The sequence below is a fragment of the Ensifer sp. CCNWLY38 genome, assembly GCF_037120565.1.
Lineage (GTDB): Bacteria > Pseudomonadota > Alphaproteobacteria > Rhizobiales > Rhizobiaceae > Ensifer > Ensifer adhaerens_H.
The window spans coordinates 1-26,851 of record NZ_JBBBBO010000015.1 but is presented as its reverse complement, the minus strand read 5'-3'; the positions used below and the strand labels follow the sequence as shown (position 1 = coordinate 26,851).

The following is a 26,851-nucleotide window of genomic DNA, read 5'->3' as shown; positions in this document are numbered from 1 at the left end:
TCTGCTATGGGAGGGCGGTTGGCCCATGGCCAGTCCTACCACTCGCCCAGGGGCTGTTCCCAGTCAGACCGATTGAAGACATAAGCGGCAATGAAATCGATGAGCGCGTGTCCCGCCTTAAGAAAAGCTGGAGTCCGACCATGTGTGAACGGCCGCGGCGGGTGGCGCTTGCTCCCATGGGCAATGTTGTTGCGGAGCTGAGCAAAGCTGCGGCTCAGTAACCGGTCCCACGAGTTGACGGCGTCCGTATCGCTATCCCATTCCAGACGTTGGTCATCTCTGACGACTAAGAATTGTGGGGGTTCTGAGGCAAAGATTGAAAAGGGCGTATGTTCGAAGTCAAATGAGGCGAACGGGAACATCGTTTCAATGCGTTGTCCCACGACATCCCACTGAACACCGGTCACCTTTCTCAAATCGCCGTCCGTACGAGCCAATGATGGGTCACAGGAGATCAGGAAGAACTCGAATTTCGCGGCCCTGGTCATGTACTGTGAAAGTTCGCTCTCCATCATCCCTCCTTTGTGAAAAGGCAGGCCCGCAAACGACAAGTTACTCCCGCAACTACAGTTAGTACGACGAGAACTGCGGCAACCACCAAGATGCTGTTGATGGCCGGCATCCAGGAGTAGTATCCGGCCCAATCACCCCCTGGCGTCTCTCTGGCGATCCCCGGGAACCGATATCCCGAGAAGATGCCGTTAATTCCGCTCTGCAGTTCGGCGGAGGTCGGCACGCTATAGCTGTCAAAAGTCTTTCCGATTGACCAGGCCAAAACACACCCAAACGCGGCGACGCCAGCGATGGCCCGAGCTGGTTTGCTGTCCCAGTGCGACACGAATGCCCTGGCAAACAAGAAGTGCTCAGCGTTTCTCAAAGCTTCGCTCCCGGTACCAATCCTCAACGGGACGCTTCTGTCGGCTCTCGATTGATTCCAAGCCAAATGAGGATTCAGCTCTTTGTCCGTCTTTTTCTTTACCAGCTCAGCGGTGCGCGCGGCCAATTCGTCCGATGAGAGAGGGAGTTTGAATCTCTCTTTCTCTTCATGTGACCAGATGGTCAGTTCGATAGGTTGAGAGACCTTATTCAGGACGATACGACCGGCGAATACGGCCAGCACGATGAGCGCTAAGAGCACGGTTGTGATAAGAATTTTGCTGCGGCAGGAGCGTGGAGTGAAAAATCTGCAGATACTCAACATGGCGCTTTCAGAAAATACGAAGATAACGGGTGACCAAACAGCAATGATGGTTGCACATATCTGATCGCTGTCATCTTCGCATCTTGTTGGCATTGATCATGATTAAGAAAAAGTGACCATCTTGCCTGGATGTTGCCTTTGATTGCGGAATGAGCCCTGACCAGCGTTCACAAACCCACTCCGGGCCCCTTCTTCAGTCCGCGCGTGAGCTCATGCTTTCGGCTCAGCTCCACCCTGTGGCCCCGTCGACGATGCGAGCGACGTCGTTGATACGCTCTATCCTCGCTGGTCAAATTCCGTTCTTGAACCCCGCCTCAAACGAATTTTATCGTAATCCTGACACCGAAGCAGGAAGTCGGCACCTTGAAGAAATTAGAGCTTTAGGACCCGTTGAAGCACAGAACACTCACTGACGGACTGACAGGCGGTGTGGGTAAGCCGCCGCAGACGAGAGGACATATCAGTCGTGCAGCCGAGGTCGATGGTTGCGGTCTCTAGGCGTTGATCACTGACGGTGACCACATTAGTAGTCAATACTCCATCGTTGTCGGCCAGATCAGCATGATGCGGATAGAGTAAGGTGAGATGACCGCAGCTATACAGCCGTCTATATGCCATCATCTGATAGACGTCGGATTGCGACACACCCCGCTTGGGATCGTCGATTCGAGCAGTAATACTGCTTCCACTTGGTGTCGATCACCTGAACGACAGTATCGCCGCGCTTCAACAAGATATCTGGGCGCGTTTGGAAGAGACCGCGACGATCTTCAGTCTCGAGGCAATAGAGCCGTCCGCCCTGGCTCACGACCCGGAGATCGCCACTACTCAGAGCGCGCTCCAGCATCCTCGCGATATATACCTCGAACTGCGTGCTCATATCGAACAACAGCGAGAAGCCATCCTGACCACCCGTCGACGTAGCCTGGAAACGCCGTATGGCGGCCCTTGTCCTCCGATCGGTGTGCACCGCTACTTCTTCAAGCTCTATGCACTCGATGACCGGCTCACCCTATCGGCGGCGGCTAGCATTGCCAGAACCGAGCTCGTCGGCACCTATGGCAAAACAGGGAAGTGACCGATACGCGTCGACCGATGTACTCGATCAAACCTTGTCGCCTATTGATCAAGATGGACGCCGCCGCCTCTATCGTCCAAGATTTGATCCGTTATTGAAAACAACGCGCGAAATCTGAAAGACAAATATCGCTGGCCGCAGCATCATATCCGGCGCCTCGGACGAGACGTCGTCCCGAATACTGACGAGAACCTTGGCCGACCATCGGCGTCTGACCTACGGATCTGTCTTCACCTATATAAGACCGCAGCAACAGCCATCATCGCCAGCCACCTGCAAATTCAGCCCACATGCAGCATTCTGATTTACTCACCACTCACCTAGCCCCGCTGCGCATCGAGGCAGCGTTCATCAGCTCTTGGAACATGCGCGGACGATGGGCTGTCCTCGGTCCTCACGAACCATGCGCCCTACTCCACTATGTCACTAGCGGTCAGGTGGTCATCCAGACTGACGGGAATGTCCGATTCAACCTCGAGGCCGGGGATCTTGCACTGTTCCCCCACGGTACAGCCCACCGCATCGGAGACTCGATTGCAACGCCGGCGTCCCCGTTGAGTTCTCTGCTACCCGCCCGGCAAATGGGCGGCTTCAACGAACTTAGCCTGGATGGCGATGGGCCAGCCCTGGCAATGTTTTGTGCGGGCCTGCATTATGACGCTTCCGGCGTTATGCCCCTGTACCAACTTCTCCCGCCAGTGCTCGTCATTCGGGCGAATGACATCCAACGTGAGCCCATGTTGTCGCATACGCTTCATGGGCTCTACCTGGAGGCCTTGCGCGTGAGGGACGGGAAGAATCTCGTGCTCCTGCGGGCATTCGAGCTAATCTACATCCTCGCGGTTCGGGTGGCGTTCGCGAGCTCGACGTCAACTGGTGCCCTGTCACAGGTGCTCCACGATCCGCGGATCTCGGGCGCGCTTCTTCAGATGTACACGCGCTATCGAGACAGATGGACAGTGGCAGGGCTGGCAAATGAAGTTGGAATGTCCAAATCGGCATTCTCCGAGCGGTTCCGTTCTTCAGTTGGCGAGTCACCTGCCCGGCATCTTGCACGCATCAGACTGACTGAGGCGAAACATCTTATCCGCTCCACTAATCTGAGCCTGGAAGAGATTTCTAGCCGAGTGGGTTACCAGAGCATCGTGGGAATGCATCTCGCATTCCGTTCCATGTTCGGGGAAACACCCGGAACGTTGCGGCGGCGCAAATCAGATACGTCACCCCATTTGGGCGCCTAACAGTCACGGATCAAACGTCGCGCACTTCCTGGCTTCGTGTGCACGCACGATCTCCTTCCGATCGAGAGCCTTCGACTTCGGACGTTTCTTAAAGCGTTCCGTCTTTCCGTTAATTGAGCGACCCTTGCCGCCTCCATATCGTGACAACCGATCGTGGTGACGTCGTCAAGCGAAGTCGTTCTTAAACCAAAGGCATACTTCAGCTCCCTTCACGGACGATCGCTCATCAACTTGCACATCAACACCTGCGGCAAGGCTATCCCGATGACGTTCATTATTTGTCCGCCCGGCGGCACCGAGTCTTACTATCGGACGACAGTCATTAGATCGCTCGACCCCCTCCAAGCGGACGAGTTCCTGCGAACGGTCCCGGGCGCAAACCACGAACGAGACATTCCTCATCTGATCTCGCTTCTCGACCGGCTTCGCGCCTCGGCTGAGACCATTAACTTCGAAACGCCGGAGTTCGGGCATGCGGCCATGCGCGATATCGGGATCGTTCTCGCATCCCTGAAGCGGCACGGCATCGAGCCAATCCCCGCGGTGCCTGGCATCGAGCCAATCCTGCTCAAGATCGGCGAACTGACGGACATGGTTCCGCGCGACACGGTTCACCATTACACGTCGTGGAATCCTGACGGCGCCCGCCGCCGGACCTACACCAGCGATCCCCAGGAACGTATCCTGCAGGAAGCCGTCGTCGACGTGTTTCCGCATCTCAGCGCCTCGCTCACCCTAAGCGAAGAACTGAGTGCCATGAACCCCGATGACGCGCGCTTTGCGCCGCTCGTGAACGCGCTTTCGCACGAGGCGAGCGCGATGGTCTCGTCAATCGACGCTGTCGTGAAGCAGGTTTCGCCTGTCTTCTTCGCGCAAACGCTCAGACCGTATTTTGAAGAAATCACTGTCGCTGGAGAGCAGTATCTGGGCCCCGCCGCCGCTCAGGTCCCTCTATGGCTCATTGACCTGTGCCTTTGGGCGTCCGACCGAAACAGCCCTGAATATGAGGCATTCCTCGTCGAGTCGGTCAAATACAGCCTGCCGCCCTGGCGCGCATTCTTCCACCGCCATCGAAACTCACCGTCTCTCGTGACCAAGCTTTCGACATTGCTCGAGGACAGGCACGGCGCAGTCGATGAAAACGTGATGAGAAGTGCCGAGAGCGTGGCGTTCCTTCTTCGCACGCTCAAGGTCTTCCGTGGCCGCCATCTCGGCATCGCGCGTGCCGCATACTCCGACGATATCCGGCTCTATGACAAAGGAAGCGGAGGCGCGCCCGTCGCGCTTCTGAAGGCAATCATCGATCTCACGGTCGAGAACGAGCGGCTCGTTCTCGTACGCAGACAGCCCAGCGCGCACCATCCCTTGAGCGCCGGCCCCCTGCCGTCCCCGGACCTCGCCAAGGATCCGCAACACCTCGATGTCGGATCACCTGGCCTTTGAGCGTGCGCGGTCTGTTTGACCGGTATCGCGGCCCCTGAAAGAGAGCTCCAAGGAGACCGATCCGTGTCGTCCAGCATTCTGATAGTCGGTGCAGGAATCGCCGGGCTAACCGCGGCACTTGCCCTTCAAGCCCGTGGTTTCGCGGACGTAGCCATTCTGGAAAGAGCGGCCGCCTTCGGTGACAGCGGATCGGGACTGAATGTCCTGCCCCCGGCTGTCCGTGAGCTCGACCGGCTAGGGCTCCTCGACATGCTCCTGCGCGGCTCGGTTCAACTCGACAGGCTCGAATATTCCACCCAACGCGGCCAGTTGATCTGGTCAGAAAAGCGGGGCTGCGCGGCCGGCTTCCGGTGGCCACAACTTTCCGTTTCCCGCTCCACTCTCCACCAGGGACTGTTTGAGCGCGTAACTTCGGTTCTTGGAAGCGCTTCCGTGATCATGGCATCGGCGGTTCAATCCATCGATCGACGGGCTGACGGCTCGCTGTCGGTGACCTGTCCGGACGGTCGGGCTTTCGGCGCGGACCTCGTCATTGGAGCCGATGGTATCCGCTCCGCCGTTCGAAGCGCGGTGGAGCCAGACTTCGCTGGCCTTCAACTCGCGCCTGTCACCATCTATCGCGGCAACTGCTGGCATCCTACGTTTCGTGATGACGACCGGACGATGATCATTGCCGGTGACGGCAGGAGCAAATTCGTCGTCTATCCAATGCTGCCCAGGCAACGATATGGAAACTCGCTCATCAACTGGGCGGCGGCGATACCCGATGATGCAACGTCGCCACACCCTCTCGGGCGCTGGAACGTCTCGGTTTCCTCGTCGGAAATTGCCAAGGAATTCGCCGGGTGGACGCTTGATGGCGTTTCTCCCTCGGCGCTGATTGAAGCCACCGGGCGCACCTATGCCTATCCGATGGTAGACATCGATCCCCTCGCCCGCTGGTCCAACGGATCCGATATCGTCCTCGTCGGCGATGCGGCGCATGCCATGTATCCGGTCGGTTCCAATGGCGCGACGCAATCGATCATCGATGCCGTCGCACTCGCCCATTTCCTGTCGATCGAAAACGGCATTCGGCACGCTCTGGCCGCCTATGAGCGCGACCGTCGCCCCAGGGTGAGCCAGATTCAGCTCTCGAACCGTCACAAGGGACCGGAAATCGTCGTCGATATCGCGGCCGAACGGGCGCCGTACGGTTTCGGGTCGATCGCCGACGTCTTCCCCGGAACCGAGCTCACCGACATTGCAAACAGATACGCCGCTCTCGCCGGAATGGAGCGTGAGCAGGCCAACGCCCCCTCGCCCTATGGCGCATCGATTCCCCACAAATCCTGAAAGCCAGCGCTGGAGCCTTCCATGTCAAGAACCGGTAAAGAGTATCTCGCGTCGATCGACGACGGCCGCGTCGTCTGGCACGGGTCGGAGCGTGTCAAATCAGTGGTAAGCTCCCGATATTACCGAAATGCGGCCGCTTCTTTTGCCGCTCTTTTCGATGCGGCGAGCAACCCGGATGATCTCGAGCTTTTCAACTATCGCTCGGCCGATCGACTGCGGCAGCGTGGCTTCCAGATTCCGGCGACGGTTGGCGACCTTTTGGGCAAGCGGAGCATGCATGAGGCCTGGGCCAGATACAGCTTCGGCTTTCTTGGCCGTACGCCCGATTACATGGCCTCAGGCCTGGCCGGTTTCATGGCCGCGAAACATGTCTTTGAAGGCGACGTTTATGACGGACGCCAGGCTCTCGAGCGTCTCTATCAGGACGCAGCCGACGGCTCGAAGTTCATCTCCTTCACGCTCACCAACATCAGGCCCGACCGCCGCGTTCCCTTGTCGCGACAGAACTCCGGCGGTGCCGACATTGGTGTCCGCGCAGTCCGTGAGACCGATGGGGGCATTTACGTTTCAGGCGTGAAGGCGGTCGGCACCGCGGCTCTCTTCTCCGACGAAATCATCGTCGGAAGCATCGAACCTCTGGACCTCGCCGATACTGACTATGCGCTGACGTTCTCCATTCCGCCGGCAACGGCTGGTGTAAGCCTCATCTCGCGTCAGTCTTATGAGGCAAATGCCGCCGACCCCCGGGACAATCCCTTGTCGTCCCGCTTCGATGAGAACGACGCCATGCTCGTCCTCGATCAGGCCTTCGTTCCCTGGGAGCGGGTCCTCACCTACCGCGACACGAAGGCCGCGTCGGCAATCTGGTGGGAAACGCCGGCCTATGTGTACATGGCCCAGCAGGCGTCAATCCGGTTTGCAACGAAGCTGCGGTTCCTCGCGGGTCTCGCCTGTCTCGCGGCGCGCGCCAATGGGTTGAATGACAATCCCCAGGTACGGATGACGCTTGGCCGTCTTCTTGGCTATGTCGAGATGGCGCGTTCGATGGTACTCGGCGCCGAAGCCGACCATGAGATGGTTCCCGGCACTCCGGGCGCGATCGCTCCCAACCGCCAGATCGTCTACGCCCAGCGAATTGTCGCCGCCGAGCTCTACCCAAAGTTCGTCCACGAGTTGCGGATGCTCTGCGGCGGGAGTCTCATCTATGTACCGCGCTCCGTCGCGGATCTGGACCACCCGGAGGTGGGCAAGGTGATCGCGAGCTACATGGCGACCACCGACCAAAGTGCCGTCGAGCGGACACGTCTCCTCAAGCTGATCTGGGATGCGACGTCGTCCGAGTTCGCCGCCCGCCACGCCCACTACGAGCAATTCTATCAGGGCGCTCCGCACGTCTATTTCAGCCAGATGGCCACGGAGAATGCCCTGTCGGCATACGGCGCCTTTGCCGCCAGCGCCTGCGACGATCCCTCACTATAATTCCCGATCAGGAGAGAACCCTTGAACCACCAGAAAACTATGGTGCTGCTTGCCGCGACGCAGCTCCTGCTCATCATCGACACCTCCATCATCAACGTCATCGTACCGACCATCGCAACCGAACTTCGCTTCTCGGAATCCGGGCAATCCTGGATCGCCAACGCATACCTCATCGCCTTCGGCGGAGCCCTGCTGCTGTCCGGCCGGGTTGCCGACCTGGCAGGCCGCGTTCGTGTCTTCCAGGCCGGCCTCCTCGTGCTGGTAGTTGGCTCGGCCGTCGCGGCGCTCGCCTTTTCTCCCCTCGCACTCGTTGTCGGCCGCGCCATACAGGGCCTGGGCGCAGCCCTCTCCGCGGCTGCGAGCCTCGCCCTCATTCTGGCGACGTTCCGCGGTCACGAGCGGGAACGGGCCTTGGGCATGCTCGCCGCCATGGCCGGCCTCGGGGGAGCGGCCGGGACATTCCTTGGCGGGGCACTCACCGAATGGCTTGGCTGGCGGTCGACATTCTGGGTAAACGTCATCATGGGAATGCTGCTGCTCGCGGCGTCGATCTCGATTCTGCGCCCCCTGAAGGGCAAGTCGGAAGCGAGGGCGATAGACCTTTCGGGAGCGATCCTCTTGATCGCCGGCCAGACACTCCTCGCATTCGGTATCGTTCGCCTTGGTGAAACATCCGACGGTCAGCGCGACGCCGTGCTTGCCCTGACAGGTTCCTTGATCGCGTTGACGCTGTTCTTCGTTCACCAGCGACGGGCACAGGCCGCCTTGATCCCGAACCGGACATGGAAAAACACCGGTCTCATCGCCGCGGCTGCCCTCGCCGGAACGGGACAGTTCGTGCTGTTTCCGATGTTCTTCATCGCAAACCTCTACCTGCAGAAGGCGCTCGGCTATTCGCCCTTTGCGTCCGGAATAGCCTTCCTTCCGCTCTGCGCGGTCGTCGTCCTGACCTCGAGCAGCATCGGCATCTTCATCCGGAAACTTGGTCTCGACTATACGATGGCGGTTGGATTTGCGGCCGTGGCCATCGGTCTCGGCTGGCTCTCGGCAATGCCTATCGGTGGCAATTTCTGGACGGATGTACTCGGACCAACGCTCATAGTCGGCGTCGGGCTTCCCATCATCGCGATTACTACGAATATTCTCGGCGGGCAGCACGCCGAGAGCGGCGAAGAGGGCCTCACCTCGGGCCTCCTCAATACCGCTCAACAGTTCGGGTCGGTCATGGGCCTGTCAGCGATGTTGAGCCTTGCTGCTTTCTACACAAGCCATCTCGAGACCCAGGCTGACCGTACAGCAATCGGCGCGCTGGTCGGGGGATATTCCCTCGCGCTAATGCTCGCATGTGCAATCGCTATCGCGACCGCTGTCCTTCTGGCTGTGAAAAGAGAACGGCGAATTGCGTCCGGGCAGCCGGACGTTTAAAAGCTCGGGAATTGAAGCTTGAGGGCAAGAGACGCGCGCCGGCCACTCACCCACTCCGGTGGCGGCCGGCCAGGAGGCCGTCGCCACGTGGTAGCAGCGACCGCACTTCGACGGACGTAGCCCGATTTTGGTACGGCGGCGGCCAGAACCAGCAAAAGTCTCTCTCAACGTCCAAGCCTTGATCCCAAACGGCCTACTGCGCGCTGCACCTCGATAGGTGTCCTTCTACCACGGTCACGTTGGAACCAACCGTTGTCGCTAGGCTCCTAAAGCCAGCTGCGGCCACCCGGCCTGCTGCGGCGTTGATCATGGCGTTTGAAATCTCGTATCGTGCGATGCTCCAGTGCCCCGGCGGATTGTTGTCGAAGACGATGTTCCACGGAAATGGCCTTGGCTGATCGTAGGGATCGGCGTTGACGGGGACAGCCAGGTTTCCGACCTCATCCCTCGCGCCTACGGGCGGATTGTTGGTAGCCAGGAAGTCCACTTTGAGGAAGCATTGGGCGAACGGCATCCCCTGACGCGCCGCGGTATCGCTTGGGAAGTGGAAGAATGTCAGCGCCGCGGGTTGCCCGCTGACGCCGAAATTTGATGTCGTCCAAATCACGACGCCTGTAGAACCATCGGCGGTTACTGGACGGTAGACCGAGTAGGCGTATGCGGGGCTGAGCGCGCAGACCAGCGCCAGGATCGCGAGCGTTGCTCTGACAAGGCGCAAGTCTGCTGAAATAATCTCCCGCACGTTGCATCTCCTCCGGGCGGGACAAGCCGCACTCTTAGCCGGATGCATCCTCTGCGAGAACGATGCCGTTCGTCTACCGGTAAAATTGAGGGAACCCGTCGAAACTAGCGCTCTATGTAAGGCATCACCTCAGGCTGCCGGAGGCTAGGCATCGGCCGCCGTACGACGGCGACGTACATGACGTTGAGTTCGTCGATTACCATTAGAAAGGACTAATGATGGCCAGAGAAATCCCCCTTCCTCACCCTGGGGAAGTCCTCAAGGAGGAGTTCCTCGACGCGATGGGCGTGAGTGTCTACGCCGCCGCTAAGGCTATCGGAATCTCGCGCAGTCAGCTCAACTCCATCTGCAAAGGGGAGCATCGCATCACCGCCCCGATCGCTTTGCGGCTCGGGAAGTACCTCAATTTGGACGCTGCCTGGTTCATGAACATGCAGACAAAGTATGACTTTTAGACTTCTTCTGAGGAGCTTGCCCCCCAACTTGAAGCCATTCAGCCGCTTGCGGTAGCGGCATAGCCTAGGCCCTACTTTGCGAGGCGGGGCACGCCATTGAAATGGTTGATTGTCGCGAGCCGTCAAACGCATGCCTGGGCGACGACATGGGTCACACTCGGCCCAGAAAGGACCTTGGAGGCACTCTCTGCTCCTGTTAGAACAGGCTCACTAGCTAGAGATTCACAGTCGTGAGGGTTGGGGCTTGCACACGTTTCGACTGCTTACACTCATTGTGGCGTATGTCCTCTACGGTGGCCAATCGTATGCCTGCCAGAGGCAACAGGATTTCGGAACAGCGGATTTTCTCTTTGCGGACGTCGTTGTTGAAGCACGAGTGGTGGGGTATCGGACTGATCCGCAGAGAAACATTGCGTTTCTGGACTTGGAGACGATCAAGACTCTTAGTGGCTTCGAAAAGGAACGGTGGACGGCCGATCTTCGTCCGTTCACCTCAAATGTTCCTAAAGCCAACATCTGGGACTCTCCGGTTTTGATCCCTTTGCGGGGTCGCATAACGGAAACCGGGGAATATACAGCCACCGTCGTTGATAAGCATTGTGCACCGCTGGCACTTTTGCGGACCGATAGCGTACCTGGCAGCACTCTCAAGGCTGCTTTAGAAGCTATGTCCCGCAAGTGATGACCGGGCTTTGGCGCTAGCGTGATCACCTGAAAGTTTGACCGAAATTTCCCTAGCTAGTTCAGGCGATTAAGTCGTGCTCGGTGGCATTTGCTACCTAATGCCGCAATTCTCCGGCATTAGGTAGCAAAGTCCACCAAAGCCGTCCTACGCCACTGAATCAAAAGAGCAATTCCAGAAAATTTCCGAACTTGTAGAAGCTGAGGTTGAGGTGCAGACGTCGGCCGCGTTTAATTGCAGCCCCGGGCTTTTAGTCGGACCTCGTCCGAAGAACGCCAGCGACAGCGGACACTAGCCCAGTGTACCTGCAAACCGTTCTGGCCACCTTTCGCGTTGAAAGACCTCGCCGATGAAATCAATAAAAACACGGGTTTTGTTGGGAAGTAAGGTTCGGTTCGCATAGTAAATCGAGATCGGACCAGCGTCCGCGTACCATGCAGGTATCAACCGGACGAGTTCGCCGTTCTCAAGGTAGGACAATGCGTCCGGTTTCGCGATCATGGCGACGCCAAGCCCTAGAACCGCAGCCGATCGCATTGCGGCCGGGTCGTTGACGACGATCCTTTCCTTCAGCGCCGCCGACTGCTCTTCACCTGCGACGTTTCGCATCAGCCATTGTCGAATTCGACCTGTCCGCAATGAACGCATGACGATCCCGTCTAGCTCAGTCAGGCCGGATGGGTCGTGAGGCGGAACGCGGTCCTGCATGTATGACGGCGAGGCGACCGCGATGATGTGGGCCGAGGCAAGGGTTTTTGCGATGATGCCCGGCGTCAACTCGAATCCGCCACCGATCGCCGCGTCGTATCCCTCGGCGATCAGGTCAACCTGCCGATTCTCGAACATCCATTCCGGCCTGATCAGCGGGTATCGGCTCATGAACTCAGGCAGTTTCGGGAGAATGTACTCAATTCCAAATGTGGGGCTCATGCTGAGCCTCAGCACACCTGCCGGTTCAGTCTGTTCATTGGAAGCCTCCGCAATCGCACCTTGAAGGCTCTCCAGGTGATCACGGACCGAATGGAGGAAGCGCTCGCCCGCCTCCGTCAGTGCCAGACTCCGTGTGCTGCGCTGGAAGAGCCGAAGCTTCAGGTTGGATTCCAGAGCGGCGACGTTCCTGCTGACCGCTGCTGGTGTCAATCCCAGCCTGCGGGCTGCGGACGAGAAGCTGCCAAGCTCGGCGCTGCGAACGAAGGACTCCAGATTTGCCAGTGTTTCCATGAGGCATCTTTCAATGATTGCTTGAAATTAATAACAGTCATTTGTCTCTAATCATAGGGGAATAAGAAGGCGATATTCACTCCATCGAAACCAAGCAATGGAGTGATCGCAATGACCAACATCTCTCTGAAACTGTCCGGCAAGACCGCTCTCGTCACGGGCGGCTCCCGTTCTATCGGCGCAGCCATCGCAAAGCGCCTCGCGGCAGATGGAGCCGCCGTCGCCATCACCTACAGCGCCTCGCCGGAAAAGGCAGCCGCAGTCGTGAAGGAAATCGAAAACGCGGGCGGTCGTGCCATCGCCATCCATGCCGACTCCGGGAATCCTGAATCCGTACGGGCCGCGGTGGCCAAGACGGAGGAAGCGTTCGGCTCCCTCGACATCCTCGTCAACAATGCCGGAATCGCACTTGGTGGTCCGATCGAGGACATCAAGTTCGAGGACTACGAACGCATGATCGCAGTCAACGTGACCGGTGTGTTCGTCGGCACGCAGGAGGCCGCACGCCGTATGAAGTCCGGCGGTCGCATCATTCACATCGGCTCTTCCATGGTCCGCTATGCAGCCTTTCCGACAGCCTCTCTCTACACGCTGACGAAGGGAGCCGTCGCCGGCTTCAACCGCAGCCTCGTGCGAGACCTCGGCCCCAAGGGCATCACCGTGAACACCGTCCACCCTGGCCCGACCGACACCGACATGAATCCGGATGGAGGTCCCGTCTCGAAGATCGTCGGCCCCGGCATGGCGATCGGCCGCTACGGCAAGGACTACGAGGTCGCCAGTGTCGTGGCTTATCTCGCCAGCCCCGAGGCTGCCTTCGTAACCGGCGCTGACATCGTCGCCGATGGCGGCTTCACCGCCTGATCAGCAATCCAACCTTGGAGATCAACAATGTCTATCGGTATCATTGGAGCCGGGGAGATCGGCTCCGCGTTCGCCCGCGCGCTTGCTCGAAACGGTATCGCCGCAACGATCGCCAACAGCCGCGGTCCAGACACGCTTCGGGACCTTGCACGCGAACTGACACCACACATCACGGCAGGCACTATCGAGGAAGCGGCCAAGGCCGATCTCGTCCTGGTCGCCGTGCCGTGGTCGAAGTTGCCAAAGGCATTGGCGGGTCTTCCTGATTGGGCCGGGCGCATCGCTATCGACGCCAACAACCCGATCGAGCGTCCGCTTTTTCAGCCGGCTGAACTCAATGGCCGTCTGTCGACTGAAGTCTTCGCTGACCTGGTGCCAGGCGCTCGTGTCGTAAAGGCGTTCAACCATCTCCCTCCGCATTTGCTCTCTGGCGATCCGCGCGCTGAGGGTGGAAGCCGCATCCTCTTTTACTCGGGAGACGATGCGAGGTCGAAGGCCGAAGTTGGTGCACTGATGGCCAAGCTGGGCTTCGCGGGGATCGATCTCGGTCCGGTCTCGGTCGGTGGAAAGCTCGTGCAATTCCCAGGCGGTCCGCTCCCCGCACTCAACCTTGTGAAATTCGGATGACGAACCTCGGCCGGAAGCTCATGCCTCCGGCCGAAGGCTATCACTGTAAGGACCTTCGAAGGCTCCGTTTTCACCGGAACCAAGGTAGTCGGGATGCCATTTCAGGTCTGGTGGTTTTTGCTACCTAATGCCGCAATTCTCTCGATATGATGCACAACGGAGTGCTCTCGACAAAAATTTATGGCGATCGCGAAGGGTCGACAGGCAGCGAATAGCGATCGCGCACGAAGTCGAGAAAATGCCGCAACGCAAGGTTCGAGTTTTCCTTGCGCCAATAGCCCGAATAGCTGACCAAAGTGGCGCCCTGAGGACCGTGGAGTTCTCGTAGAACCACGTTCCGGTATTGTGCTCCGGCGGCGCCTTCGCAAATGATCGTCACGCCCAAACCACCGCCCACCATTCCCATTATCGACTCCCGGCTGACCGCTTGGACGTTGTACCTCGGACGTCTCTCGAATACCGAGACGCGGCCCAAAAGCATGTCACGAAACTCAGGACCGGGGTCATTCGCGGTGAGCAGGACCGTTTCCCCGCTGAGATCCCGCCATTGAACCGAACCGCGAGCAGCAAGCGGATGGTCTGCCGGCATTGCGAGAAACAGTCGTTCGCTCCAAAGCGCTGTGCGGTCCACTCCCGGATAGTTCGCCTCGCCCGCCATGATGGCGAAGTCGATCGCCCCTTCCCTCAGCCCATTCACGAGATCTTCGCGTGTTGCTTCGACGCCGTCCGTCTCAATGTCGGGTCTGTGCTCCCGCCAGCCGCTCATTGTCGCGGACAGGTTGCCGGCAGATACCGGGCAAGCATGGCCAACCGTCAGGGCACCGGCCTGGCCCAGTCCGGCGGCGCGCATGCTCTGAACGAGCTGGTCAACCTTGCTGACGATATGGCGCGCCTCCCGGATGAATTCGTCACCCGCCGGGGTTGTCGAAACTCCGGAAGACGTTCGTATGAACAGTTTCACGCCCAGGCAATGCTCGACGTGGAACACACTCCGGCTCAGCGTCGATCGCTTGACGGCAAGTTCCTCCCCGGCACGATGAAAGCTGCGGCAGTCCGCGGCCGCGATTGCATGACGAAGCTGGCGGATATCGAACGGCATTGGCCTCTCCGACTTTACTCAAAGCCTGCGGAGCACCCGCAGCGAACCTCGCAATAAGACGTGCCTTGGCAGAGACACGAGGCAGCGACGGTCGACCACGCGAAACCGTCTCCTCTGCTCTCACGTCAGAGATTGTGCCCTTATTCTCTGGCTCCGTTGCCCTGGGCGCGTTTCTTGCCGAGCCCAAACTGCTTCGCAAGCGCTGATCGCTTCGACGCAGAGTTCGGCGCCATCATCGGGTAATCGTCTGGAAGGTCCCACTTCCGCCGATACTCCTCAGGCGTGAGAGCGAGCTTTGACAGGTGCCGTTTGAGAGACTTGAACTTCAGCCCGTCTTCAAGGCAGATGATGTAGTCCTTTGTGACGGATCCGCGTATATCGACCACCGGGACGGGCTTGCGGACGTCGGCGGGACTTCCATTTCTCAGCCGTTCGAGCACACCGCCGACATTGGATATCATGTCCGTCAGTTCACCAGTCGAGACGTGATTGCGGGCGACGTAGCTCGCGACGATGCGGGCAGCAAGCCGAACGCTCAGTGTCGTACCGGGCTCTTGAATGTTCTTCGTCATTTTCTCCTCGGCGGTCTCCCGGCAATCGGGTGGCGTTGTCCCTGCTTCGGCTATTCGCAGAAGGCGCGCTCGCCGTTCTGCAAGAATCTCCCTGTTCATCTTGGATTACCGCTCCCGCAACGCTTCGCCGGCTCGATTGAGCGGCTTCAGAATATAGGCGAGCACGGTCTTGCGGCCGGTCCTGATCTCGGTGGTGGCCACCATGCCCGGCATGATCGGATGGCGCTTGCCATCCTTCGTCTCGAGATAGGCGTGGTCCGTCAGGACATAGACACGGTAGTAGTAGATCCGCTTGTCGACCTGATCCTCGATCGTGTCCGGAGACACGCGCTCGACCTTTGCCGGCAGCGTTCCATAAATAGAGGACTCATAGGCCGTGATCTTCACCGTTGCCTCCTGTCCAGGATGGATAAAGGCAATGTCCCTGGGGCTGAGACGCGCCTCGATCAGCAACTGATCGCCGAGAGGCACGATCTCCATCAGAACGCCACCGGAACCGACGACACCGCCGATGGTCGACACACGGATGTCCTTGACGATGCCGCGTGCTGGCGATGTGATCGTCGTCCGGCGCAATTGGTCCGCGCGCCCCTCGCGGACCTTCAGCAGCGGCTCGAGCTCTGCCATCGTCTTCGCGAAATCCGCCTTGAGCGCGACATAGTACTCGCTCTGCGTCGCCGAGAGCTTGGCCGAATACTCGGCCGCCCTCTGCCTCAACCGCAGAACCTCGACCTCATTGGTCGCGCCTGAGCGCAACAGCGGTGTCGTTATCGTCAACTCCTCCTCGGCAAGACGGAGCTGTGTCTTGAGATTGGCGACGTTCTCGGTGAAGGCGCGACGATTGGCGACGAACAGCTGGCGCTCCCGGTCCACGACGTCCCCTTCCGTGAGCTCAACGGGAAAAGCCACCTCGCCGCGATCACTCATCTCCGCCTCAAGACGCGCCGCCCGCGCCCGGAGCGCCGCGATCTGGACGAGTGTCTCTTCCATCGAGGACCGCGCCTGGACGGGATCGAGAGTGGCGAGCCGCTGCCCGGTCTCTACGATATCTCCCTCCCGGACCAGGAGTTCGGCCAGGATGCCTCCCTCGAGGCTCTGAATGATCTGCCCCTTGGAGGCCGGCGTCACCTTGCCCTCCCCGATTGCCACCTCATCGAGCTCGGCGAAGCCGGCCCAGCCGATGAAAATCGCGATAGCGGCGGCAATCAGCCACAACAGAGACCGCGAGCGCCCCGCCCCATCGCCAACGGAAGCCATGATCGAAGCGTTGCTCATCGGTAGTCCGCCTTCACCGGATGCGGCCTGTCGCGGTCATCCGCCCGACCGCCCGCAAGCGTGTTGAGGATCTGATCCTTGGGACCATCGCGGACGATGCGACCACCGTCGATCACGATGATCCGGTCGACGAGTGACAGCACGGGATAGCGATGCGTGGCGATGATGAGCGTCCGTCGCCCCAACCAGCTCTTCATGCGTTCGATGATGGCAAGCTCGGTTGCCTCATCGAGCGACGCCGTCGGCTCGTCCAGAAGGAGAATGTTGGGCGAGCGCAGAAACGTCCGCGCGAGCAGCAGCGATTGCTTCTGGCCGCCCGAAAGCCCCTGCCCGCTTTCGCGCAGCATCAGATCGAGGCCATTCGGCTGGTTGAGCACCAGCTGGTCGGCGCAGGAAAGCCGCATCGCCTCGAGAATCTGCTCGTCCGTCGCCAACGGATTTGCGATCAACAGGTTCTCGCGCAGCGTACCATAGAACAGGCTCGACTCCTGAAGCACGAAGCCGATATCACGCCGGATGTCTGCGACATCGATCAGGTTCATGGTGGTGTCGTTAAAGAGAATCCGACCCTGGGCGGGCGTGGCAAGGCCTCCGGCAAGCCTCAGCAAGGTGGACTTGCCTGCCCCAACGCGGCCGAGAACGGCGATGCGTTCCCCGGATTCGATCTCGAGCCGTGGAATGACGAGCGCCGGCTTCTCCTCAGGCCCATAGGCATAGGCGACGTTCTCGAAGCGGTAGCGACCGACGAGAGCAGGCTTGTGATAGGCGTCCCTGTCCGGATCGTGGTCGACCGGCAAGGAGATGAGGTCATCGAGCCCCTTCTTGCCGACGCGTGCGTTCTGGATACGGCCGAGCACCGCCGAGATCTGCCCCAGCGGCGCAATCGTCCTGCTCGTCAGGATCGAGCAGGCAAGCACCGCGCCAAAGGAAAGCCCGCCATCGAGAATGCCGTAGACGCCGGCGATGATGACACCGACATAGGCGACCTGCTGCACCATCTGCGAGAAATTGACGAGCAGACCCGCGAGATAACGCTGCTTCAATCCGATCTCTCCGCTGACGCGGTTGACCTTGTTCCACAAGCCGCGGAAGCGCGGTTCGGCCTGCAGGACCTTGATATCCTCGACCCGATAGATCGCCTCCATGAGGATCGCATTCCGGAGCGCCGCCTCGCTCAATCCCTCCTTCGCGAGCTTCGCAAGCGGTAGCTGCGCCAGAATTCCTGGCACGACCAGCAGCGGGATCGCGGCCAGTGGGATGAATACCAATGGTCCGCCCAGCACCCAGATAATGAAGAGAAACGCGACGACGAAAGGCAAGTCGATCAGCACGCCCATCGTGCTCGATGTCAGGAGTTCACGCATCTGTTCGAGATCGCGCAATTGCGCGATCAAGGTGCCTGGCGATCGGGGCGCATCATTACGGATATCCAGCACGCGGGCGAAGAACATCGCCGAGAGCTTCAGGTCCGCCTGCTTCCCGAATTGATCGGCAATCGACACGCGCGCGGTGCGGATCAGGAGCTCGAGCACGAGCGCCAGCACCACGCCCGACGCGAGTACCCAGAGCGTATTGGTCGAGCGCGCCGGGACCACACGGTCCCACACCTGCATCGCGAAGAGAGAAGTGCCGATCGCCAGGAGATTGCCGAACAGCGATCCGATGCCGAGTTCGAAGAAAATGCGCCAGCTGCTGGTGAAAATGTCCCTGAGCCAGAAGTCCCGGCGTGCCCTGAGATAGGCGTCAACGCGCTGGTCTTTTGCGACCTCTCGTACCTGCACGAGAAGCACGCGCTCGCCACCAGCCTGTTCGACCTCATCAATCGGCAGCGAACGCTCGATGGTGGTGCCGTCGACCGTAAACGCTACCCGGACACTGTCATTCGCAATGCCGATGATCACACCCACGAGCCTGTCACCCATCGGGATCAATGCCGGCAACATCTCCACGGCAAGGTGTCTAAGGGAAAGCGCGACGAACTGCGCGGAAAGACCCGCGGCCTGCGCGACATCGACGATCGCCTGATCCTGTTCGCCAGCAATCCCCCAAGCCGATGCGTTGCGCACGAGCTCGGGTGACACTGTGATGCCCAGACGGCTGCTCGCTATCAGAATGGCGCTGACCCAGCGCTCTATCGACGCCAACCGTTCTACTTCGCCCTCAAAGGCAGAGGTCTCGACCGAAGTGGCGTCCGTCATTTCCGCCGGCCCTCCGCGATTTTCAGGAGAGCAACGAATCTTCCGACGGCCGTGTAGGCCTTGATTCCCGCAAGAACCCCGTCCGCCACCGCATTGGTGCGTTCCACCTGGGACAGGTAGATTTCCCGTTCGGCGTTGATGACCTCCGTCAGAGGACGCTTATCGAGCGTGTATTCCTGCCAATAGAGATCGCGGGACGAACGCGAAAGCGTGAGCACCTCGTCATAGCTCGCGAGCCGCGCCGCGGCACCCGAAGCCTCGGTCTCGGCGGAATTCAATGCCGTGCGCGTGACCATGCGCTGGTTCTCGAGGGCCTGAGCGGCAGCCAGCCGCTCTGCTTCGGCCGCGGCGATCTGATGCTTTGCGAGCCCACCGAGCGAGTAGTTTCCGCGAAGGGAGACACCGAGCCAGGTACTGTCATTGGCATTGGTCCGGCCGGTCGACATGGAGCGGCTGACCCCAACGCCAATCGAAGGCAAGCGCTCAGCCTCAGCAAGCTTGACCTTGGCATTCGCTGCCTCCATTGCAGCGCTCGCCGCGAGAACCGCGGGCGTATGTTCGATGTCACCGCCGCCGCTCCCGAGGCGGCCAACGAAGTCGCTCGTGCCGCTTAGCTTGGCGACACGTTCCGGCCGGACGCCGGTAAGCTCCGCGAGTTTCCCCGCAGCGACGTCGAACCGGGTCCTCGCCTTCAAAGCCTCCGCCTTTGCGCGCTGGATCGCGACATCGGCCTGGTTGAGATCGGATGCATCGGAAAGACCCGCCTCGACGCGTTCATCGATCTTGGCGCGCGTCTCGCCAAGCGCCAACGCCTGACGCTCAGCCGCGGCGATCACGTCCTGGCTGGCCGCAAGCTCGACAAAAGTGGACGCCGTGTTGTAGGCGACGCCCTCGACCGTGTCGTTCAGAAGATGCCGTTGCTTGCCCAGCACCGCGTCGGCGGCCGAAATCCGGCTCGAAGTCCGCCCGAAATCGTAAACGAGCTGATTGACGCCAAGCGAAGCGCGGACACCTGTCGAATTGCCGTCGCTCCCGAAGCTGCCGCCGAAACCCGGCTGAACGCCATATTCGATCGTCGGATACCAGGCGGCCTCCGCGATCGCGACTTCCGACGTGCTCTGGGCCACGATCGCGTTCGCGCGGCTGATGTCGGGATGGCGCGAAATCGCAACCCCCACAGCCTCGGCAAGGCTCATTCCGTTGATCGAGACGCGGCGCGGCGCGAGCGAGGCCGTCGCGGAAGGAGAGATCGCACCCGTGATGATAGGTGCTGTGTTTGGGGCTTTGATCGGCGCGGTCTTCGTGCCCGCGCTGCCATGCTCGCTCGCGCAGCCAGTGAGACCGACGGCGACCGTCAGCACGAGGAGCCCCGGCCAACCGCGGAAGACCTCACACCTTCCTCGTGTCACACGCAGGCTTTCCGTCTTGAATTCATTTGCTTGGGGCATTCTGAGTTTCTTCTTCCCTTCCCGAATTCACCGTTCTTCGCTTCAGCTGATCCAGCTCGACCTAGTGGAGCGAAGCCCGCCGCGAGCTCGGCAAAACGGAGACGTCAAATTGCTGGAGGTAAGCTTGGACGTCGGCGCGCGTCTCCTGAGGCAGACGGCGCAATTCGGCGCGGGCAGCGGCTGCGGTCACCACGCCCAATGGCGCGGCAACGAACATCCAGTTCACCATGTGGAAAATCCCCTGCCAGCCGGTTCCGACATAGGCCTCGACGTCCACGAAACGCGGCGTGCGCCGCTGGAAGCACTGCTTCAGTTCCGCATAGCTGTCGGGGATCGGGGTCCTTGCGACATCGCGCCAGAACGGCGTGTCCCTGCGCGGGCAGTCATAGTGCATCCGCAGAAAATCGCGGATGCCAGCCCAGCACTGGCCGTTGGCGCGATTGTACCCGTCGATGATCTGCCCGCTGACGACGCCGCCCCCATCGATGAGGACTCGCTCGAGATTTCTGAGCTGCTCCAGCATCTGGCCGATCGAGGTCGCCTCGAGTGGTTCAACGAAGCCGGACGCGAGCCCGAGAGCCACGACATTGTTGATCCAGACCGTCTCGAAGTGACCCGCCTCGAACCGAAGCGTGCGCATCGGCGAGATCGGATGGCCGAGATGGGCCTCGATCTCCGTGAGCGCCGACTGCTCGTCGATGTGCCGGCTGCTGAAGACATAGCCGGCGCCGACGCGCTCGATCAGCGGGATCTGCCACATCCAGCCCGCCTTCATCGACACCGCCCGCGTCAAGAGCGCGGGATTCTCGTGTGGATTGGGCAGATGAAACGGGATGGCCCGATCGAGCAGCAGATAATCGGAAAAGGATCGCCAGGGCGCGCGAAACGTCCCGCCGATGCCGATCCTCGCCAGGCCGGAGGCGTCGATCACGAAGTCGACGTCCAGACTGCCACCGTCCATTTCGATCGCCCGGACATGACCCTGCTCGTCGAGCGACAGTTCCTCGACACGTGCAGTCCGGTGAACGATACCGCGGCCCAGCGCGATTTTCTTGAGGTAGGTCGCGACCCGATGGCTATCGAAATGATAGGACGCCAGCAGGCCGGATTTCTCCGTCGCCAGCAGCGCGCGCATTTCATCCTGAGATGCGTTCCGGGCAATCGCCTCGAAACCCGGCACGCAGGTGTGCAGGTCCTCACCGACGGCGATCCGGGCAGAGAGAAGCGGGAAGAACCCGCTTTGACGCCACTCCAGTTCGGGGATGCCCGGCCCGCCGAAGAGATGATAGTAGCAGTCGTTGCGCCCGCCGCCCCGCCAGCCCTCATAAACGAAACCGAGCTTGTAGGCCGCGCCGGTCTCGCGAACGAATTCATCGACGGGAATCCTGTTGCGGTTGAGGGCGTCGACGAGATTGAGAAGCCCCCCTTCCCCAACGCCGATGATCCCGATATCCGGCGATTCAATAAGCGTCACCTCGACTGCGGGGCTGAATATCCGCCGCAATGTGAGCGCGGCGAACCAGCCGGCGGTACCGCCGCCGACAATCGCCACTCTTTTTGGTGCTGAGAGATCGAGCATCCATGTCTCCGACCTGGGATGTTGTTCTGGTCGTGAAGTCGGCAGGAGTGCTCATCACACCCCTGCCGCCTCTCGTTTTGAGATCAGACGACGATCTGATGGTTGGCGAGCAGCGTCTCGAGGTCCGTGGTAACGTTCTGAAGGGTGACCAAAGGTGTCGCGCCAAATGCGCCGCCGCTGCCGTCGCGGTCGATGCTGATCGTCGTGATACCGCCGCTGCTCGTCACGTTGACGAAGTCACCGATCGTCTCGCCGGCATCCATGGTTGCAACACCGTTGATGTAGTGCGCCGCCCCATCCGCATCCTTTGTGTAGCCGGACAGCAGTTGGGAGATGTCGATCCGATCGGCGTTGGGCGTCGCCTCGTAGGTGCCGACCTTGAACCCGTAGATCACGTCGCTGCCGTTCCCGCCGGTAGCGTCGGCACCATTGATGAGTTCGTAGAGCAACGTGTCGCGACCGCCATGGGTGAGATGGAACGTGTCGGTCCCGCCCCGTCCATTGAAGACATTGTCGGCCGCGCTGTCGGTGAACGTGTCGTTGCCCGAACCGCCCGCGATCCCTTCGATGTTGAGGAAGGTTTGCGACCCGAAGCCCGTGTTTTGCGCCGTCGTCAGGCTCAGATCCACGTTGATCGCCGTGCTGCCTGCAAGCTTGTAGTCGACGACGTCCATCCCGCCGGTATTGCTCCACTGGCGCGAGTTCGAGACGATCGTCGTACCGCCGCCGCCATCGAACTTGTCTGCTCCGAGCGTGGCGAAGAACGTATCGTTGTAGCCCGTGCCGATGATGCCGTTTCCGGTATTGGCGTTGTTCACCGCGCCACCCGCTTCAGCCGTCAGGACATAGGCGTCATGCGCAGGGCCCGTTGTCAGCCCGGTCCAGGAAGCGTTGACGTTTTCGATCGAGTGGCCGCCGATGCTTGTGACGCCGCCGACATCCTGGGACGAACCGCCGATGTTGCGCAGCAGGACCGCCGTGTAGGTCTCGCTCGGGTTCAGACCGTAAAACTCCAGAATGGCCGAACTATCGCTGGTCTGGTTGCCCGACTGCGGATTGAGCACTCGTGTCGCGACAAGATTGCCATTGGAGTCATAGAGCTTCACGGTGTTGCCGTAGAGCGCGTTGATCCCGTTCTTGTCGAGGATGCGCAGATGAAGGCTGGTACCCTCCGCGACTGAGGCATTGTTCTGAACCAGCTTGGCGCCCGCTGTCCCCGTGAAGAAGATCGCGTCGCGATCACCGTCCCAGTCGAGGTCCAGAGTCAGAAGACCGGTAATCGCGCTTCCGGCACCAGTATCAGCCATCGTCGTCAAGGTTGACTGGCTGAAGCTGACGGCGCCGCCGGCCGAGTTGTTGCTGAACAGCAGCACGTTTTGCATGCCGTTCGGATCAGCGCCCGTATAGTACGGGATCTCGATCACATCCATCCGCCCGTCGGCGTTCCAGTCCACGGCCACCGAGCCGCCGCCAGCAAGGCTGTCACCCATGTTGTAGTGGCGGTTATAGGATTCGTGGATCGGGTCGCTGTCGGTATTGTTCGCGGAGATCTTCCCCGTGCCATCGTTGAAGAAGATCTTGCTCTGGTTCTGGATGGCCGCCGTGGCGCCATAGGTGCGCGCCTGGAAGAGATCGAGCCAGCCGTCGCCATCGAAATCGGCCCAGGTCATAGACGGACCGTCGAAGGTCAATCCCTCTTGATTGTAAAGGGTGTTCTCGACGATCTGGGTAACGTCCAGATTGCCGTTGCCGAAGTTGCTCGTGATGACCAGCCGGTAGTTGTTGGCGGTGATGGTCGAGTTGCCGGTAATGTAGTTCGTGCCGGCGGCACCCTGGTACGCTATATCAACGGCGCCATCATTGTTCAGATCCACGGTGGAGATCAGCTTTTCCGGCGTGGCCTGATACCGTTCATCGGGCCACGGCACGGAGTCGAAACCAATCGCCGGATCCTTGCGGAAAGGTGTCGCGCCACCGTCATTCAGGACGAACGAGGTGTCGTACCCGCCGCCGGCCTCCTCATCGTTCGGAGTGTTGTCGCCGTAGACCATGTCGACGTAACCGTCGCCGACCTTGTCGTAGGCCGCAGCGCCGCCATACCAACTCCAGGTATTGGCGCTCGTTGTGCCCGACCCGCTATAGGCGACGCGGTCCGAATACAGGGCCTCATTGCCAACCTGGAACGCGTAATAGCCGTTGTTCGTATTGCTCGGCGTCGTCCCGGGAACGGACGGCTGGACATAGCCAGGCCCCCTGTTCTCGAAGGCCTGCTGACCGTCCCAATAGGCGGAGTCGACGCCGAACATATCCATGTCGCCGTCACGATCGAAATCCATGAAGGTAACCGAACCGAACACGCCTTCGTTGCCCTTGAGAGTATTCGTGGAGAACGACGCAACATTCGTGACGTTCGTGCCGTTGGCGTCGAGCACCGTCATGTTCGAGAAAATGCGCCACTGGCCATCCTCGCCGATGGTCATTGCCGTTGCCTTGTTGGCAGCGTCGGTCGACCCGGGGATCGTCGGCGCCGCCAACGGGCTTCCGATGACGAGTTCAGCTACCGTGTCGTCCTGGGTGATGACGAAGCCCAGCGCATCCTTCAGCACAGCGACCACGTTATAGGTGGTCCCCGCGGCAAGCGCATCGCCCACCGGGATCTGGACGTACCAGGTGTTGTTCATCGGATCGACGACCACGGCCCCAGTCTGGGAACTGTAGGTCTTGCCGTTGATCGTTACCTCCACATGCTCGCCCGGCTGGATTTCAAAGCCGGTCGAGCCTGTCACGATCGGCGTGGTGTCGAGCGTGCTCTGCGCGTTGACAACAACGGTCAGGTCGACGTGAAGTGTGAACTGGCCCGAGGGCGTGCTTTCATTGCCCGCAGCGTCCGCCACTGCGGCGCGATAGGCATGGCTGCTGCCATCGGCGAGATTGGGGAGCGCGAAGCTCCAGGTCTGGCTACCGGTCATGGTCGCAGTGCCGACGAGCGTAGTGCCATCATAGACGCGCACCACCTCCCCAGCCCCGAGCGCGGTGCTGGTCGTGCCGTTGAGCACCGGCGTTCTATCGTCGGTGGTCAGGCCGCTGGCGAAGTTGCCCTGCAGCGTCCCAACATTATCCGTGAAGGACACGATCGTGGCGGTGGAGCTGGGCGGCGTTGTGTCGACGATGACGACCTGGCTGTCGGTCGTGCCGACATTGCCGGCGGTGTCAACCACCCGCACCTGGTAGGTGTAGTTGCCGTCGGTCAGCGTGCGGCCGTCCGCATAGCTCCAGGCTCCGCCCGTGACCGTGAGATCGCTCCAGCTCGCGCCGCCGTCGACACTGATCTGCGCCTTCTCGCCCGCACCCAGCGTACCGGCCAACGTGCCATTGACCGTGAGCGCGGTATCACGAGTGATGAAATCACCGACCCATCCGGTGTCATCGCTGATGGAGGTGATGTCGATGACGATCGACGATGCCGGAGGCGTCGTGTCGACGGTGACGATCTGACTGTCGGTAGTGCCGACATTACCGGCCGCATCCACCACGCGGACTTGGTAGGTGTAGCTGCCTTCGGTCAGCGTGCGGCCGTCCGCATAGCTCCAGTTGCCGCCGGAAACCGTCAGGTCGATCCAGTTCGCACCGCCGTCGATACTGATTTGCGCTTTCTCGCCCACGCCCAAAGTGCCGGTCAGCGCGCCGTTCACTATCAGGTTCGTATCCTTCGTAACGAAGTCGGCGTTAGATGCTCCGGTGTCGTCGGTGATCGACGTGATGTCGATGACGATCGACGAAGCAGGAGCGGTGGTGTCGACGGTGACGCTGAGCGCTCCCGATTGGCCACTCTCGTTGCCGGCCACATCGGTCAGCGTGTAGCTGAGCTGGTGCGCGCCCTCCGCCAGCGGCGTTGCCGGCGTCAGCGTGCCGGTCGCCGCATCATAGGCCGCGGGAACCTTCACGCCATCGACATAGAGCGACGGCGTCGTGCCGGCCGGAACCGTGCCGATATTGATGCCGGGCGTCGTGTCGTCGGTGGTTGCAGCCGTGCTCGCCGGGTTCTGGATCGCACCGGCATCGTCGGCATAGCTCACCGGTGCCGCGGGTGCCGCCGGCGCCGTCGTGTCGACGGTGACACTGAGCGCTCCCGATTGGCCGCTCTCGTTGCCGGCCTCGTCGGTCAGCGTGTAGCTGAGCTGGTGCGCGCCCTCCGCCAGCGGCGTTGCCGGCGTCAGCGTGCCGGTCGCCGCATCATAGGCCGCGGGAACCTTCACGCCATCGACATAGAGCGACGGCGTCGTGCCGGCCGGAACCGTGCCGATGTTGATGCCGGGCGTCGTGTCGTCGGTCGTCGCCGCCGTGCTCGCCGGATTCTGGATCGAGCCGGCATCGTCGGCATAGCTCGCCGGTGCAGCAGGTGCCGCCGGCGCCGTCGTGTCGACGGTGACACTGAGCGCTCCCGATTGGCCGCTCTCGTTGCCGGCCTCGTCGGTCAGCGTGTAGCTGAGCTGGTGCGCGCCTTCCGCCAACGGCGTTGCCGGCGTCAGCGTGCCGGTCGCCGCATCATAGGCCGCGGGAACCTTCACGCCGTCGACATAGAGCGACGGCGTCGTCCCGGCCGGAACCGTGCCGATGTTGATGCCCGGCGTCGGGTCGTCGGTCGTCGCCGCCGTGCTCGCCGGATCCTGGATCGAGCCGGCATTGTCGGCATAGCTCGCCGGCGCAGCAGGTGCCGCCGGCGCGGTGATATCGACCGTGAGGGAGAAGTTAGCGGAGACGGTTCCCTGGTTACCGGCGGCGTCCTCGACGCGGGCGGTGTAGCTGTAGGTCTGGCCATCGGCGAGGCCGGAGTCCTGGAAGGTCCAGCTCGTGCCGCTCACCGTGGCTGTGCCGATCTTGGTGCCA

General features: G+C 60.7%; 22 protein-coding genes. 9 read left to right on the top strand and 13 right to left on the bottom strand.

Annotated elements, in window-relative coordinates; translation table 11 throughout:
* Positions 1-35 precede the first annotated feature (35 nt).
* The 4 genes from V7S54_RS27340 to V7S54_RS33335 form a co-directional block, all read right to left on the bottom strand.
* Positions 36-512, bottom strand: a complete 477-nt coding sequence (locus V7S54_RS27340; RefSeq protein WP_336409376.1) for a hypothetical protein — start codon at positions 510-512, stop codon at positions 36-38.
* Positions 512-1,201, bottom strand: coding sequence for a hypothetical protein (locus V7S54_RS27335; RefSeq protein WP_336409375.1), 690 nt, complete (start codon positions 1,199-1,201; stop codon positions 512-514). The genes V7S54_RS27340 and V7S54_RS27335 overlap by 1 nt, the downstream gene beginning before the upstream one ends.
* Before the next feature lie 372 nt (positions 1,202-1,573).
* Positions 1,574-1,819, bottom strand: a complete 246-nt coding sequence (locus V7S54_RS33340; RefSeq protein ID WP_442892618.1) for a hypothetical protein — start codon at positions 1,817-1,819, stop codon at positions 1,574-1,576.
* On the bottom strand, positions 1,809-2,081 hold the full coding sequence (locus V7S54_RS33335; RefSeq protein ID WP_442892616.1) for a 5-methylcytosine restriction system specificity protein McrC: 273 nt from the start codon (positions 2,079-2,081) through the stop codon (positions 1,809-1,811). The genes V7S54_RS33340 and V7S54_RS33335 overlap by 11 nt, the downstream gene beginning before the upstream one ends.
* On the opposite strand from V7S54_RS33335, the gene V7S54_RS27330 reads away from it, so the two are divergent.
* The 6 genes from V7S54_RS27330 to V7S54_RS27310 all read left to right on the top strand — a co-directional run bounded on the left by V7S54_RS27330 (position 1,968) and on the right by V7S54_RS27310 (position 9,202).
* Positions 1,968-2,279: a hypothetical protein gene (locus V7S54_RS27330; protein ID WP_442892617.1), complete on the top strand. Its 312-nt coding sequence runs from the start codon at positions 1,968-1,970 to the stop codon at positions 2,277-2,279. The genes V7S54_RS33335 and V7S54_RS27330 overlap by 114 nt on opposite strands.
* A gap of 290 nt (positions 2,280-2,569) precedes the next feature.
* Positions 2,570-3,520, top strand: coding sequence for an AraC family transcriptional regulator (locus V7S54_RS33330; protein ID WP_336572457.1), 951 nt, complete (start codon positions 2,570-2,572; stop codon positions 3,518-3,520).
* Between the two features lie 231 nt (positions 3,521-3,751).
* Positions 3,752-4,963: a monodechloroaminopyrrolnitrin synthase PrnB family protein gene (locus tag V7S54_RS27325; protein WP_336409373.1), complete on the top strand. Its 1,212-nt coding sequence runs from the start codon at positions 3,752-3,754 to the stop codon at positions 4,961-4,963.
* Between the two features lie 63 nt (positions 4,964-5,026).
* On the top strand, positions 5,027-6,298 hold the full coding sequence (locus tag V7S54_RS27320) for an FAD-dependent oxidoreductase (protein ID WP_336409372.1): 1,272 nt from the start codon (positions 5,027-5,029) through the stop codon (positions 6,296-6,298).
* 21 nt (positions 6,299-6,319) lie between these two features.
* A complete protein-coding gene (locus tag V7S54_RS27315; RefSeq protein WP_336409371.1) occupies positions 6,320-7,777 on the top strand; it encodes a 4-hydroxyphenylacetate 3-hydroxylase family protein in 1,458 nt (485 codons plus the stop codon).
* A 21-nt stretch (positions 7,778-7,798) separates the two neighbouring features.
* Positions 7,799-9,202 (top strand): MFS transporter, encoded by a 1,404-nt coding sequence (locus V7S54_RS27310; RefSeq protein ID WP_336409370.1) that lies wholly within the window; start codon positions 7,799-7,801, stop codon positions 9,200-9,202.
* 193 nt (positions 9,203-9,395) lie between these two features.
* Here the strand turns inward: V7S54_RS27310 and V7S54_RS27305 are convergent, their stop codons facing one another.
* Positions 9,396-9,944 carry a hypothetical protein gene (locus V7S54_RS27305; protein ID WP_336409369.1) on the bottom strand — a complete coding sequence of 183 codons (549 nt, stop codon included), beginning with the start codon at positions 9,942-9,944 and terminating at the stop codon, positions 9,396-9,398.
* A 218-nt stretch (positions 9,945-10,162) separates the two neighbouring features.
* Here V7S54_RS27305 and V7S54_RS27300 point away from each other — a divergent pair, with 218 nt between their 5' ends.
* On the top strand, positions 10,163-10,399 hold the full coding sequence (locus tag V7S54_RS27300; protein ID WP_336409368.1) for a HigA family addiction module antitoxin: 237 nt from the start codon (positions 10,163-10,165) through the stop codon (positions 10,397-10,399).
* 973 nt (positions 10,400-11,372) lie between these two features.
* Here the strand turns inward: V7S54_RS27300 and V7S54_RS27295 are convergent.
* Positions 11,373-12,302 carry a LysR family transcriptional regulator gene (locus V7S54_RS27295; protein WP_336409367.1) on the bottom strand — a complete coding sequence of 310 codons (930 nt, stop codon included), beginning with the start codon at positions 12,300-12,302 and terminating at the stop codon, positions 11,373-11,375.
* Positions 12,303-12,413: 111 nt separating this feature from the next.
* Between V7S54_RS27295 and V7S54_RS27290 the strand changes: the two genes are divergently transcribed.
* Positions 12,414-13,166, top strand: a complete 753-nt coding sequence (locus V7S54_RS27290; protein WP_336409366.1) for a 3-oxoacyl-ACP reductase family protein — start codon at positions 12,414-12,416, stop codon at positions 13,164-13,166.
* A 27-nt stretch (positions 13,167-13,193) separates the two neighbouring features.
* Positions 13,194-13,793: an NADPH-dependent F420 reductase gene (locus tag V7S54_RS27285; RefSeq protein WP_336409365.1), complete on the top strand. Its 600-nt coding sequence runs from the start codon at positions 13,194-13,196 to the stop codon at positions 13,791-13,793.
* 178 nt (positions 13,794-13,971) lie between these two features.
* Here the strand turns inward: V7S54_RS27285 and V7S54_RS27280 are convergent, their stop codons facing one another.
* The 7 genes from V7S54_RS27280 to V7S54_RS27250 all read right to left on the bottom strand — a co-directional run.
* Positions 13,972-14,892, bottom strand: coding sequence for a LysR family transcriptional regulator (locus V7S54_RS27280; RefSeq protein WP_336409364.1), 921 nt, complete (start codon positions 14,890-14,892; stop codon positions 13,972-13,974).
* A gap of 140 nt (positions 14,893-15,032) precedes the next feature.
* Positions 15,033-15,464, bottom strand: a complete 432-nt coding sequence (locus tag V7S54_RS27275; RefSeq protein ID WP_336409363.1) for a MucR family transcriptional regulator — start codon at positions 15,462-15,464, stop codon at positions 15,033-15,035.
* A gap of 105 nt (positions 15,465-15,569) precedes the next feature.
* The gene (locus V7S54_RS27270) at positions 15,570-16,739 is read right to left on the bottom strand and encodes an HlyD family efflux transporter periplasmic adaptor subunit (RefSeq protein WP_336409362.1); all 1,170 of its coding nucleotides are present in this window, start codon (positions 16,737-16,739) and stop codon (positions 15,570-15,572) included.
* On the bottom strand, positions 16,736-18,937 hold the full coding sequence (locus tag V7S54_RS27265) for a type I secretion system permease/ATPase (RefSeq protein WP_336409361.1): 2,202 nt from the start codon (positions 18,935-18,937) through the stop codon (positions 16,736-16,738). The genes V7S54_RS27270 and V7S54_RS27265 overlap by 4 nt, the downstream gene beginning before the upstream one ends.
* A complete protein-coding gene (locus tag V7S54_RS27260; protein ID WP_336409360.1) occupies positions 18,934-20,385 on the bottom strand; it encodes a TolC family protein in 1,452 nt (483 codons plus the stop codon). Before V7S54_RS27260 ends, V7S54_RS27265 begins: the two co-directional genes overlap by 4 nt.
* Positions 20,386-20,446: 61 nt before the next feature.
* A complete protein-coding gene (locus tag V7S54_RS27255) occupies positions 20,447-21,964 on the bottom strand; it encodes a tryptophan halogenase family protein (RefSeq protein ID WP_336409359.1) in 1,518 nt (505 codons plus the stop codon).
* 83 nt (positions 21,965-22,047) lie between these two features.
* A partial coding sequence (locus tag V7S54_RS27250) for a beta strand repeat-containing protein (protein WP_336557387.1) occupies positions 22,048-26,851 on the bottom strand: 4,804 nt, incomplete at its 5' end.

What these genes read in the sequence shown, in the direction of transcription:
- V7S54_RS27340 (WP_336409376.1), bottom strand. Translation starts at nt 512, where the DNA reads ATGGAGAGCGAACTTTCACAGTACATGACCAGGGCCGCGAAATTCGAG.
- V7S54_RS27335 (WP_336409375.1), bottom strand. Translation starts at nt 1,201, where the DNA reads ATGTTGAGTATCTGCAGATTTTTCACTCCACGCTCCTGCCGCAGCAAA.
- V7S54_RS33340 (WP_442892618.1), bottom strand. Translation starts at nt 1,819, where the DNA reads ATGGCATATAGACGGCTGTATAGCTGCGGTCATCTCACCTTACTCTAT.
- V7S54_RS33335 (WP_442892616.1), bottom strand. Translation starts at nt 2,081, where the DNA reads ATGAGCACGCAGTTCGAGGTATATATCGCGAGGATGCTGGAGCGCGCT.
- V7S54_RS33330 (WP_336572457.1), top strand. Translation starts at nt 2,570, where the DNA reads ATGCAGCATTCTGATTTACTCACCACTCACCTAGCCCCGCTGCGCATC.
- V7S54_RS27315 (WP_336409371.1), top strand. Translation starts at nt 6,320, where the DNA reads ATGTCAAGAACCGGTAAAGAGTATCTCGCGTCGATCGACGACGGCCGC.
- V7S54_RS27300 (WP_336409368.1), top strand. Translation starts at nt 10,163, where the DNA reads ATGGCCAGAGAAATCCCCCTTCCTCACCCTGGGGAAGTCCTCAAGGAG.
- V7S54_RS27295 (WP_336409367.1), bottom strand. Translation starts at nt 12,302, where the DNA reads ATGGAAACACTGGCAAATCTGGAGTCCTTCGTTCGCAGCGCCGAGCTT.
- V7S54_RS27290 (WP_336409366.1), top strand. Translation starts at nt 12,414, where the DNA reads ATGACCAACATCTCTCTGAAACTGTCCGGCAAGACCGCTCTCGTCACG.
- V7S54_RS27285 (WP_336409365.1), top strand. Translation starts at nt 13,194, where the DNA reads ATGTCTATCGGTATCATTGGAGCCGGGGAGATCGGCTCCGCGTTCGCC.
- V7S54_RS27280 (WP_336409364.1), bottom strand. Translation starts at nt 14,892, where the DNA reads ATGCCGTTCGATATCCGCCAGCTTCGTCATGCAATCGCGGCCGCGGAC.
- V7S54_RS27275 (WP_336409363.1), bottom strand. Translation starts at nt 15,464, where the DNA reads ATGACGAAGAACATTCAAGAGCCCGGTACGACACTGAGCGTTCGGCTT.
- V7S54_RS27270 (WP_336409362.1), bottom strand. Translation starts at nt 16,739, where the DNA reads ATGAGCAACGCTTCGATCATGGCTTCCGTTGGCGATGGGGCGGGGCGC.
- V7S54_RS27265 (WP_336409361.1), bottom strand. Translation starts at nt 18,937, where the DNA reads ATGACGGACGCCACTTCGGTCGAGACCTCTGCCTTTGAGGGCGAAGTA.
- V7S54_RS27260 (WP_336409360.1), bottom strand. Translation starts at nt 20,385, where the DNA reads ATGCCCCAAGCAAATGAATTCAAGACGGAAAGCCTGCGTGTGACACGA.
- V7S54_RS27255 (WP_336409359.1), bottom strand. Translation starts at nt 21,964, where the DNA reads ATGCTCGATCTCTCAGCACCAAAAAGAGTGGCGATTGTCGGCGGCGGT.